General features: G+C 51.7%; 10 protein-coding genes and 1 pseudogene. 5 read left to right on the top strand and 6 right to left on the bottom strand.

Annotated features, from left to right (window positions below):
* Positions 1-62: 62 nt before the first annotated feature.
* A complete protein-coding gene (locus FHS18_RS04250; RefSeq protein WP_183597396.1) occupies positions 63-1,247 on the bottom strand; it encodes a replication initiator protein A in 1,185 nt (394 codons plus the stop codon).
* 232 nt (positions 1,248-1,479) lie between these two features.
* Here FHS18_RS04250 and FHS18_RS04245 point away from each other — a divergent pair, with 232 nt between their 5' ends.
* Complete coding sequence (locus FHS18_RS04245) at positions 1,480-1,764, top strand: hypothetical protein (RefSeq protein WP_183597394.1); 285 nt, start codon at positions 1,480-1,482, stop codon at positions 1,762-1,764.
* 82 nt (positions 1,765-1,846) lie between these two features.
* Here the strand turns inward: FHS18_RS04245 and FHS18_RS04240 are convergent, their stop codons facing one another.
* The 3 genes and pseudogenes from FHS18_RS04240 to FHS18_RS04230 all read right to left on the bottom strand — a co-directional run bounded on the left by FHS18_RS04240 (position 1,847) and on the right by FHS18_RS04230 (position 5,222).
* Positions 1,847-2,836 carry an ETX/MTX2 family pore-forming toxin gene (locus tag FHS18_RS04240; RefSeq protein WP_183597392.1) on the bottom strand — a complete coding sequence of 330 codons (990 nt, stop codon included), beginning with the start codon at positions 2,834-2,836 and terminating at the stop codon, positions 1,847-1,849.
* Positions 2,837-3,020: 184 nt separating this feature from the next.
* On the bottom strand, positions 3,021-4,553 hold the full coding sequence (locus tag FHS18_RS04235) for a sensor histidine kinase (RefSeq protein ID WP_183597390.1): 1,533 nt from the start codon (positions 4,551-4,553) through the stop codon (positions 3,021-3,023).
* Positions 4,534-5,222: pseudogene (locus FHS18_RS04230) on the bottom strand (response regulator transcription factor). The gene FHS18_RS04235 and the pseudogene FHS18_RS04230 overlap by 20 nt, the downstream one beginning before the upstream one ends.
* Positions 5,223-5,542: 320 nt before the next feature.
* Here FHS18_RS04230 and FHS18_RS04225 point away from each other — a divergent pair.
* The 3 genes from FHS18_RS04225 (at position 5,543) to FHS18_RS04215 (ending at position 7,673) form a co-directional block, all read left to right on the top strand.
* Positions 5,543-6,598, top strand: a complete 1,056-nt coding sequence (locus FHS18_RS04225; protein ID WP_183598634.1) for a glycoside hydrolase family 53 protein — start codon at positions 5,543-5,545, stop codon at positions 6,596-6,598.
* A gap of 186 nt (positions 6,599-6,784) precedes the next feature.
* Positions 6,785-7,129 carry an ArsR/SmtB family transcription factor gene (locus FHS18_RS04220; RefSeq protein WP_183597388.1) on the top strand — a complete coding sequence of 115 codons (345 nt, stop codon included), beginning with the start codon at positions 6,785-6,787 and terminating at the stop codon, positions 7,127-7,129.
* Positions 7,130-7,157: 28 nt separating this feature from the next.
* Positions 7,158-7,673 carry an SRPBCC domain-containing protein gene (locus FHS18_RS04215; RefSeq protein WP_183597386.1) on the top strand — a complete coding sequence of 172 codons (516 nt, stop codon included), beginning with the start codon at positions 7,158-7,160 and terminating at the stop codon, positions 7,671-7,673.
* A gap of 79 nt (positions 7,674-7,752) precedes the next feature.
* Here the strand turns inward: FHS18_RS04215 and FHS18_RS04210 are convergent, their stop codons facing one another.
* Both FHS18_RS04210 and FHS18_RS04205 read right to left on the bottom strand, forming a co-directional pair.
* A complete protein-coding gene (locus FHS18_RS04210; protein ID WP_183597384.1) occupies positions 7,753-8,892 on the bottom strand; it encodes a DUF4303 domain-containing protein in 1,140 nt (379 codons plus the stop codon).
* A gap of 163 nt (positions 8,893-9,055) precedes the next feature.
* Positions 9,056-9,508, bottom strand: coding sequence for a CBS domain-containing protein (locus FHS18_RS04205; protein WP_183597382.1), 453 nt, complete (start codon positions 9,506-9,508; stop codon positions 9,056-9,058).
* Positions 9,509-9,707: 199 nt separating this feature from the next.
* Between FHS18_RS04205 and FHS18_RS04200 the strand changes: the two genes are divergently transcribed.
* Positions 9,708-10,877 (top strand): low temperature requirement protein A, encoded by a 1,170-nt coding sequence (locus FHS18_RS04200; RefSeq protein WP_183597380.1) that lies wholly within the window; start codon positions 9,708-9,710, stop codon positions 10,875-10,877.
* Positions 10,878-11,014: the final 137 nt, after the last annotated feature.

The raw sequence follows: 11,014 nt of genomic DNA, 5'->3' as shown, positions 1-11,014 counted from the left end.
GGAGTTTTGTTCGTAACGGAGAGGAGTTTCTACCCAGTGGTGAAAACAAGAAAAACGCCGATCTAAATGTAGATCGGCGTCGTCTCGTTGTCGATGAGCAGTTGCTCCTCGTAATTATTCTCTTGCAGCAGCCAGTCGCTTGGCTGGAAAATGATTTTGACCGGGGTCCTTCCGTTCTTCAGAATCTTGAAGCTCTGAATAACGTCGAAATTCTGCAGCTCCTCGAACGAAGCCTTCAGCAGCGAATACGCTTTGGACTTCTCATTGGAGTTAATGCCGAGATGGCCGATCAGCGGCTCAACCTCTAGGATGAACTCTTTGTCCTTCGTCTTGTTGACGACGACCAGGTACAAGTTCTTCGAAGTCGGCGTCGCCAGATCGTTGAATAGCGAGATGCTGATCGATACCACGTTGCCCAGCAGCAGATTTTTGAACAGATCGTCACTCAGCTTCACGTAGGCCTGGTTCGAATCCCGGTCGATCTCGACGGACTGGAACGGATTATGGATCTTCGTTCTTCTCCGCTTTTTGGCTTCGGCGTCATAGTATTCTTCCATAACGATCGACGTTTTACCCAAATTATCGAGACTATCATGCAGCGCTTCGTATTCTCCGCCGTTAATGTCGGCTTGGACGCATTTGAGCAGCTCGCGGAATTCGAAGGCGAATTCCTTGTTCTTGCCCTTCTGCTCCCACATCTTGAAGATGCCCAGCATGTTGCGGGCGTCCGACGGCAGCAGCACCTTCCCGTTACCGTTCTGGTAGAACAGATTGCGGAAGCCGGTCTTGTTCATTTCCAGCACGCCATTGCCCTTGCGTTTTTTCTTGAGCGTAACTTCGTTCGGACTGCTCGATGAGATGAATGGATGATCGATAAAATTGCGTTCCACGCTGTGGCTCAGCTGGCGGTTCTGCTCCTGCTTCTTATGGATGGCCTTCTCCAGGATGAGGATCTGCATCTCGACCGTATCGAGCTGCTCGATCATCTCGTCGCTGGGACGCTTCTGCTCCATGCGTGAATTCAGGAATTGGCTGGACAAGTCATTGCGCTTCTCCAATAGTTGAAGATGGACGCGCTTCAGCTCATAAATCCGCTTATTGAGCAAAGGCGTGCAGTACGTGTCCGCTTCGACCTCCAGCTGGCCCTTAATCATGTTCTCGTCGGCCGTACGGCCTGTCAGCTGTTCCCGGATGGCAACCAGGTTCGGCGCATATTTCTCAAGTGTGTTAATGACGGCTTTGCTCAACTTGACGTAACCCACTTTCATTCGTCGAAATGACTATCTATCGTCTACTACTTATTGTAGCGCCTTGACCAGAACATGACAATCGGGTCATGCTGCCAAAGATAGGAGTTATGCCGCCGCACACCATCGAATTTCATCCCGCATAAGGTATAGAAGTCTATTGAAACCCGGAAACAGCCGCCGTTCGACGTAGGATGGCCTTCTATGCTGTATGCAACAGGGAGGACATACAATGAACAAAAGAAAACTAGCGCCTGAAGTCAGCGTGCAAGAGTCAGCACAGCCGGAGGGCTATGCGGCTAAACTCGCCGTCGTAGCGGGCCTTGTGACGACATTCGGCGATATCCTTGCCACCTGGGCAGCCACGCTAGCTCTAGAAGAAGCCGCCATGACCGACCTGCAGGATCAAGCGAATGCCCGCATGCAGGAAGAACGATTGCTTCAGATGCAGAAGCAAATCGATGAATTAAGCGCCCAGGTCAAGCAATTGACGAAGCAAAATGCTCATAACCGGTAATCGAATCCGAGCCGCCGCGCAGTATGATCGCGTGGTCGAGCTCGATTTCCGAGGCTGAACGTCGTATACCTCAGGTGCGGTGTTATGTTTTCGCTTTCTCGCTCTCGACCGGCTTGAACTCCGTCGTGACCGTAAAGGTATTCACGCCTTTGAAGATGCCGGAGGCCTTTTCAGTGAAGGTCGCATCCGGATATTTGATTTCGAATGTTGCGGTGTACGGAACGTCGATAATGCCCTGCAGCATAATCGCCGAAACCGTAACGGCCGACTGAGCGGGGACGGTTACCGGGATTTCCAGCGTCACTTCTTCGGTCTCCTCTTCCGTATGGTCCTCCGAGTACGTATGCGTGCCCTCGACCACGATTTCGACCTCGGTTTCGCCTACCAATGGCAGCCCTGCACTAAATGTGATGCCTTCGGATATTTTTAAGCCGTGCTCCCTTTTAAAGCTGTAGGTTTTTCCTTTGGTAACGGAGAACGTGACGGTCTCCGTTTGCTCGTGCGCCGTAAGATTCGTGACGAGCTGCTTGGACGAAACGACCGGCACGCTTTTGAGGATCGACGCCTGATCCATTTGAAAATCCATCCGCGTGAGCGTAATCAGCTTGCTGTCCGGCACGCATACCCACAGCTCATTCTGCTGGCCTCGCGACCATTCCCACGTAACAAGCCCCTGCCCGCTGCTGTATGGACCATTGCCGGGAATATTCAGTTTTTGCTCCCAATCCGCATTGCTTTTGATCGCATTGTGCGTGCCTGGAACGTTATCGTCGCGCCATGCATAGAAATCGTTGATCTTCGCTTCGGCTACAGTGCCCAGTACGATTTTCGAACCGTTCGATGCGTTCGCTCTTCCGAGGCAGGTGCCGGTTTTCTTGTTGACCAGCGCGTATACGTTCGAATCATTTGCGCGGACCTGTCTTTTTTCCCATAACTGATATTCGTTGCCGTACTCTTGCTTTGCAGCTACGACGGGTTTTTCTTGCTCCGTGGTTGCGGTAATGACCAGTACTTGGCTGTCTTTCGATCGGGCTTTCGACACAATTACAACATACTCTACCGTTTCAGGCATAACAGGAAGCCACCTTTCGCTTTTGGATAATTGGGTTTGACGCTTGCTTTGGCATGCCGGTTAATGTCCGGGTGATAGTCCTAGAATAGAGGCGGAATGTGGCAGCCGTATGGCAGAAGACGGCAATAAAAAAAGTATTCCTCTCCCCCTTCGGGCACGAAGAATACGTTAACATGTTTAAACCTTATTGCTCTCCTGCCTGCCGCTTAGGGAGCACCAGCCGAAAAGTCGTGCCTTCGGAGGAACTGTCCTGTAATATCAGCTCTCCACTCATGGCTAGCGCCAGCATCCGGCTTATGGTCAGTCCCAGGCCGAGACCGTGCACGAACCCTTTTTTGTTCGATCCCCGATAATAGCGTTCGAAGACGCTGTTCTGTTCCTCCGGAGGTATTCCCGACCCGGTATCTGCGACCAGCACCGCGTAAGAAGCCATGGATAATTCGCTTACGATAATCCTGATCTTCCCCTGGCTGCCCATGGCTTGTCTGCTGTTCGTCAGCAAATTGAGCATGATTTGCCGAATCCGCCCGGCATCCCCGAATACATGCACCGGATGATCCGGGAGATGGAGTACAACATCTATTCTGTCGTCCGCGGCGAGCAGTCCCCATTGATTTCGAATTTCGCGCAACAGCCTGCCTAGATCGACCTCATCCGGATCAATCCGCATCGTGCCGGAAGCGAAGGCATGGAAATCAAGCAGATCCGTTACCATCTGCTCTAGCCGTCTGGTCTCGCTTAGCGTAATATCGAGAAATTCATCGGCCTCAGCGGCAGCAACGACTTGGTCCCTAACGGCGCGCGTCAGGCCCCGTATCGACGTGATCGGCGTCCTCAGCTCATGGGTCACGCCGGCCAGCATTTCGGCGCGCAGCTGCTCCAACTGCTCGAGCCTGGCTGCCATCGCGTTAAAGTAGACGAGCAGCTCATAGATCTCGTGCTCGTTAGCTTTTTCCTCCAGCAGCATGTAGCTGCCGGCCCCGATTTGTTTGAATGCGCTCACAACTTCATGGATGGGCTTGGTCATTCTTCGCAGCATCGCATAGAGAATGAGCCAACCGAGAATACCCGAGAGCGTAAGCAAGGCGGTAATTAATCCGTACTGCTGCCGAATGTCGGTCAGCTCTTGCTTGGCGTAAGAAATGCCGATCATGCCGCCGATAACTGCCCCATTGCCGATGACCGGTGCCGTAATCAGATAATGCTCGTCCTGCCTCTTGACATGGACGCGATGATCGAGCGCGGGCGAAACGCGAAATCGCGGATCAGACCGGTGTGGTACGCTATCGAGAGCCTCCGGCTTGCGTTCGCCCGGCACCTTTTCGGGGACCGATGGCCTTGGCAGCGGCGCAGGAGCAGCACCTTCCGGCGTTGGTCGGGCAGCGGGGTCAGCGGCACCGGAATAGAACAAGATCCCGCCCCGTTGGTCGAAGACCGTCAAGCTGAGCTGCCCGGGGAGCCTGTATCTTCGCTGCGTACGATTGATCCAGGCATAGAATTGGTCAGGCATATGAATCCTTCCGGCATCGTTCACGATATATTCCGCCGCATCAAGGGCCAAGCTTCGCACATACCCGAGTCTCTCGTGCAGCGCGTATTGCTGCAGTCCGATTACCGCAGCGACCCCGATCATCAGCAAGCCGGCGCTTAACGTCACGACATAGCGTACGGTCCAGTAACGTAGCAGCGAGCTTCGTTTAGTCCTGTTTGTTGGCATAGAATTGGTACCCGGTTCCTCGTAACGTACGGATTTCCCCGTCATGCGAAGGCAGATGGACGAGCACCTGGCGCAGACGTTTGATGGCATGGTCTACCGCGCGGTCGCTTCCGTCGTAATCCTGTCCCCACACCCGCTCGATCAACTGCTCGCGATGGAAGATTTGGTTCGGATGTTTGGCCAAAAACAGCAGCAAGGCCATATCTTTGGGGGTGATGGACAAGCTTTCGCCGTTCAAGCTGACCGATCTGGACTTGAAATCGATCGTTAAGCTGCCGTATTGCCTCCGATCCTCCGAGATCCATAGCGTAGAAGGCCTGCGCAGAATCGCCTGTATGCGGGCTACCACTTCTTCCGGTTCGAACGGCTTCATCATGTAGTCATCCGCCCCGCCGTTCAGACCCTTAAGACGCTCCCCAAGTTCCTGTCTTGCCGTAAGCATGATGACAGGGCAAGCGGTTCTTCGACGAACCTCGCCCAGCACTTCCCACCCATCCATCCCCGGCAGCATGACTCCAGCACAATTAGCGCGGGTTGGAGCGAGGCCAGTTGTTCCAGCGCCTCGTTTCCTCTTGCGAATGCCATGCACGAGTACCCGGCTTTCTGGAGATAGGCCATCAGCACGCGCACTATGGGCAGATCGTCTTCGACAATCATAATGGTTTTCATCGTTATAACTCCCTATGGAAGAGTACCGAAGCCTTGCGATTGCTCGATCGTCGTCTATCATTTCCCCCCTCATTCGGCTCTAAAACCTCTCATTATTTTAACATAAACCTCCTGGAAAAAGATGACATGAAAGTAAACCGCGAGAAGAAACCCATCGGGATCGAAAGGGACGATTCGAATTTCCTTTTTGTTGCAAAGGTATAACAAATCGTTGTCCTCCTCCACTTCCGAGTTCCCATATGAAGCGCTTACAATTTAGATGGAAGGACATTCCGCAACCGGAATCGCCTTTACGAACAACCTATTAAAGGAGGATTATGATGAGACAACGCTTCTTACGTTCCACCTGTTTTGCGGTCCTTGCGCTCCTGGTTCTAATGCTTAGCCTGCATGTGCCTTCCGGCCAGCCTGCGGCAACGGCTGCCCCTGCTTTCGCCAAAGGCGCAGACATTAGCTGGGTCGCCGGCATGGAGGCGCAGGGTTACAAGTGGAAGGACAAGAATGGCGTCACGCGGGACATTCTGCAGATTCTGAAGAACGATTATCAGCTCAACTCCGTCCGGCTTCGCGTATGGGTCAATCCGAACATGAGCGATTATGGTAACGGTTACATGAACGCCGAGAAAGCCGCCCAGCTTGCCGTTCGCGCCAAGAATCTGGGCATGAGCGTCATGCTCACGCTGCACTACAGCGATTCCTGGGCCGATCCCGGCCAGCAGACGAAGCCTTATGCCTGGCAGAGCTTCAACTTCACGCAGCTGATGGATGCCGTGTGGAGCCACACCGTCTATGTCATGAACACGATGAAGAACGCCGGCGTAACTCCGGATTGGGTGCAGATCGGCAATGAGACGAACGATGGCATGCTCTGGAACGACGGCAAGGCGTCGGTGAATATGAAGAACTACGCATGGCTCGTCAATACCGGCAACAATGCGGTGAAGAGCATCTTCCCGAACACCAAGACGATCGTTCACTTGGCGAACGGCTACGATAACGCCACGTTCGTCTGGAACATCGGCGGTCTTGTAGCGAACGGCGCAACTTTCGATATTATCGGCATGTCGCTCTACCCTAGCGCAAGCGACTGGAGCACGAAGGTGAATCAGACGATCAGCAATGCGAACAACATGATCGCCCGATATGGCAAAAGCGTCATCATCTCCGAGATCGGCATGGATTACAACCAACCTGCTGCGGCCAAGAGCTTCGTCGCCGACATCAAGACGAAGGTTCGCAATATCTCCGGCGGCAAAGGACTCGGGGTCTTCTACTGGGAGCCTCAAGCGACGCCTGGCTACAACGGCGGCTACAATAAAGGCGCATGGCAGGCGGATGGCAAGCCGACAATTGCGCTGGATGGTTTCCTGAATTAATAGGATCGTACTTAAACAAGCTGACTCCCCTGCCGGGGAGGCCGGCTTGTTTGCCTATGTGGCGTACAATCAAATATATTCCTTGACAGGAATATTCCTTATTGGGTATATTTAGGTCAGCAAGATGAACATCATGGTGATGGGAGATGACAGCACCGGCATTCATCAGGTAGAGAGGTGAGCGACATGTCAGGCAAACGACTGGAACTAGACACGACGACATTGAGCGCTTTGGCCGAACCGAACCGTATGCATATTGTCGAGCTGTTGCGCGAAGGTCCCTTGACCGTTGGGGAAATTGCAGATCGGCTAGGGTTGCGTCAGCCCCAAGCCTCGAAGCACTTGAAGGTGTTGAGCGAACATGGAATCGTGGAAGTGCAAGCTGATGCGAACCGTCGGATTTATCGGCTTCGACCTGAGCCTTTTCAAGCGATGACGAGCTGGCTGGACTCCTTCCGCCACATCATGGAGGAGCGCTTCGACAAACTGGACGCCTACTTACGAGAGTTGCAGAACAAAGAGCAAGGATAAATTCATTCAACCTTTAGGAGGAATTATCATGTCTAATCCAGCAATGGTATCGCGAGTAGAGCAGGATCAAGTATTGGTGTTGGAGCGCGTATTCGATGCTCCGCGGGAGCTCGTCTTCAAGATGTTCAAGGAGCTGGAGCATCTGTCGCGTTGGTGGGGTCCGCGAGGCTGGGACGTACCGGTCTGTAACATCGACTTCCGCCCGGGCGGCGTGTGGCATTACTGCATGAAGTGCGTCGACGAGAGCCAAGGCGACTTCTATGGCATGGAATCGTGGGGCAAAGGCGTCTACGCCGAGATCGTCGAGCCGGAGAAAATCGTCTATACGGATTATTTCTCCGATGCCGAGGGCAATGTGGATGAAACTCTGCCCGCTACCTTGGCCACGATGGAATTCATTGACTTGGGCGGCAAGACGAAGCTCGTCAGCCGCTCGGAATACGCAACCGCCGAAGCGCTTAAGACCGTCATGGACATGGGGATGCTGCAAGGCATTACCGAGACGTGGGACCGTCTGGAAGAGCGCCTGAACGAATTGAAATAGCATGGAAATGTGAAATGCCGCCTGGCGTGAGCCGGGCGGCTGTTTTTATGGAGAGATCGCTATAGAATTGCTTTACTTCTTATCTTTTTCTATTGATGTGAACCAAAAGTTCATTGGCTACATCAAAAAGTTGTTCCTCCCCCGAAGATAGCAATGCATCTGCTATTTCAATACAACTTGTCTTCTGTACATTCGAAAGTTCGCCTGCATAATGCAATGCTTCCGCATAAAATTCATATTCGTTGAAATAATCGTAACCAACTTGGTCATTAAGCAATAGCTGCTTCATACGATGGATACATTCTTGTGCAAGCTCGTTTTCGTACACTTCCACTTGAAGAAAGACATCATACTCTGCCTTACAATAACTAAACGGTGATTCAAGATTGTGTCTGTCTTGAATCGCGGGCATCCAATAATCGATTGCATCACTGACGGATAAGTCCTTGATGCGTTGCATTTCATCTTTAAATTGGTTATGCAGCTCATACACATCTGGGAAAACCTGTTTATACAGGTCTGAGTCAATCGTCTTCGGCATGATCAAACTGTAATCGAGCCAATCGTGATTAATCGCTGCATAAGCAATGAAGTCCGAAGTTCTGTTCAATGACGCAAAGGCATTTTCGCTTAATAATCGCTCAATCGCCTTTAAGGTCAAGACGTACATACCGTCGTGTATAATGCTAACTTCGAAAGCGATAACAGGAAGGTCATCTTCCTCTATCGCACCAATTTCATCATTATTCGATTCAATATTGACGACATCTTCATAAGCACTAATGATTCTACCGGGATCCCCTACATCTTCAGGTGTAAAAAAGAATTCAAAATCAAAATCACCTTGACTATACTTCACACTTCTTTGATCTGAAGGTTCGGCATACCTAGGGTACTTCGCCTGGTATTCAGCAATTCTTGCGTTGTACTTCTCCTCTGTATTCATATAGATGATGTAATATTTATGATCATCAAAAATGAATAAATTGAACGCATAGACATCTTTATTCTCGGCAGTCTCAGCAAAATTCGCGATAGTTGTCCGACATCCATCAGCAAGCGCATCTACAAAACGCTCAGAGGTAATAATCTCTATGTTGTTCGGTTTTGTATCACTATATCTTAGGATATTGTCCTCGCAGAGAATATAATATCCATCCTTATGGTAAGAGGTCCTCTCATCGATAAGTCGGCCTAACTTAGCGTAATAAGTATTCAAGGCGAATTCCTCCCGAAATGTATTGCGTTCCTAATACTCGGTTAAGTAATTCGACAAAAATCTACATCCACCTCCTGAAATGGATAATACAGTTATTCAATCCCACAAGGTTCACAAAACAAAAAGCTCTAGTCAATCGACTAGAGCCTGAGAATTTATTATCCTACGTCACTGACCGGAACACGTGCCGGATCACGTCGCCGCGGCTGATGATGCCGACGAGGACGCCGTCCCGTTCAATCGGCAGCTTCTTGATTTGCCGTTTGCCCAGAATGGCGGCGATCTGATCGATGTCCTCGTCCCACTGGGCGGTAATGACCTTCCGTTTGGCGATGGCGAGCACATTCAGATTCAGGATTTGTTTGACGCGAACATCCATCTCTTCCTGATCGCGCATGACCGCGATGTAGTAGAAGTTGCCGATCACCCTGTCGCTCTTGCGGCCAATGTACCGCATGATGTCGCCGTCGCTGATATACCCTACGATTTCGTTGCGGTCGTTGATAACGGGCAACCCGCTGATGCGATGGTCCATGAACCGTTCGATGACGGAACGGACGGTGTCATTTTCTTTCACTTTGTAGACGTGGCGATTCATAATGTCATGCGCTTTCATTTGATCGCACCCCTTTGCCGTTCTTCTCTCACCCTTACTCTTCTATTATGAACCTACTTCTGACATGGTGACAATGATTTGTCTCACAATTTAATACGCCCGCGCTGCTGCAAACCCCGTCCATCCCTTTCGCATCATGACGAAGCTATCATCCTATGATATACTTGCCAAAAAATAGTTGAACTTAAGGAGTGGTCTTATGGCTACACCGACTGAGCTGCAGCTCATACGCAGTCGGGGAACCAACAACACAGGCAAAGTATCGTTTATTGAGCTATTCTTCGATCTCATCTTCGTCTTTGCCATCTCCCAGCTTTCCCATACCTTCCTGGAGGATCTCTCGTTGGAAGGCCTATTCCGGCTCGTTTTGCTTACGATGGCGGTCTGGTGGGCGTGGATTTTCACCGCCTGGGTCATTAACTGGCTGAATCCCGAGACGTTAAAGGTACAGTATTTATTAATCGCGTTGATGCTGCTCGGCTTAGTGATGTCGACCTCCATCACCAAGGCGTTCGAGTCCGCCGGCATCTTTTTTGCGATCGGCTATGTCGCCTTCCAGGTCGGCAGGACGGCCTTTACGGTCTGGATGTTCCGCAATGGCTCGGCAGAGCTGCGTATCAACTGGGTACGTATTCTATGCTGGCTCAGCTTCTCGGGTGTCTTCTGGATTGCGGGCGGCATCGCGCATGAGTCCTGGCGCATCGCGTTCTGGGTTATCGCGCTCGTTATTGACTATATCGGACCGTCACTCGGCTTCTGGCTGCCGCGGATCGGCCGAACGCCAACCTCGGTGTGGGACGTCGAAGGCGCTTATATGGCCGAGCGCTGCGGCCTGTTCATCATTATTGCTTTGGGTGAATCCATCCTGGTGACCGGCGCGAATTTCGTGAAGCTCGGCTGGAGTCCGCTCTCCTCCGCGGCGTTCGCCATCTCCTTCATCAGTACGGTCGCCTTATGGCGAATTTACTTCATTGCCACTGCCAAAAGCGGACATCATCGGATCGCCCATTCCTCCGATCCCGGAAGAGTCGCCCGTTCCGGCTATACCTATACGCATCTGCTGCTTGTCATCGGCATTATCCTGACAGCCGTTGCCGGCGAGCTGCTGCTGCATCATCCGACAGGCCATATGGACATGAAGTCCGCCCTCATCACGGTCGGCGGTCCCGTCTTGTTCCTGGTCGGCAATCTGATCTTCATGTGGATCGTCAACCGAGCTCTTCCGATTCCTTATCTGGCGGGTATTATCCTGACAGCGGCTCTGCTGCTGATCAGCCCATGGATCTCGCTCATTCTTTTAGCTTCACTGGTGGCCGTCGTGCAATTGATCGTGTCCGTATGGGCGGGCAGGAACGCCAACCGCGCGTAACGTAAATAAATCAAAGCCGAATAAGAAAGCGCAGCTCCATAATGATATGCTCCCCTTACGGTAGACAGGTGAAATAATAAAACCTGTTACCCTAAGGGGAGCTTTTTTATGCAAAGACGATCCTACTCGGCTTCTGA

It is taken from the genome of Paenibacillus phyllosphaerae, from assembly GCF_014192105.1.
GTDB classification, from domain to species: Bacteria; Bacillota; Bacilli; order Paenibacillales; family Paenibacillaceae; genus Paenibacillus_Z; species Paenibacillus_Z phyllosphaerae.
The sequence above is the reverse complement of the archived record's forward strand: the minus strand, read 5'-3'. Positions and strand labels throughout refer to the sequence as shown.